1 protein-coding gene is annotated in these 433 nt (G+C 58.4%); it reads right to left on the bottom strand.

The window, feature by feature from the left end:
• A partial coding sequence (locus tag QSV36_RS14640) for an immunoglobulin-like domain-containing protein (protein WP_289132654.1) occupies window positions 1–433 on the bottom strand: 433 nt, incomplete at both ends.

Here is a 433-nt window from a genome sequence, read left to right as displayed (position 1 = left end):
GTCTTGTCCAGGGTCAGTTGTTCGAACTTGCCGACGTCGGTGCCACTGACCGATGCGATCGACTTGATCACGGCGTCGTTAGCGCCGACATAGACGTTGTCTGGTGCAGTGACAATAGTGCTGCCGGTGGTGCCGTTCGCCGGAACGGTGATGGTAGTGCCGTCGTTCAGGGTGAAGGTCAGCGCACCGTGCTTGTCGATCGGCAGACCGTCTTTGTTGGTCAGGGTCACGGTGTAAGTAATTACGCCGCCTTCGGTAACCGAAGGAGTCGCAGTCAGCTTGGCCACCACTTCGTCAGTGGTGTCGGTGACCTGAACCTTGGCCGCATCGCCCAGCTGCAGGTTTTCGAATGTACGACCATCGACGTCTACAGCCGACTTGATGCCCAGGCTGACTTCGCCAGCATCTTTGTACACGTCATCGCCCTGCGCAG

The organism is Pseudomonas sp. BCRC 81390 (assembly GCF_030341915.1).
In the GTDB taxonomy this organism is placed as follows: domain Bacteria; phylum Pseudomonadota; class Gammaproteobacteria; order Pseudomonadales; family Pseudomonadaceae; genus Aquipseudomonas.
This window is presented reverse-complemented; position numbering and strand designations above follow the sequence as displayed.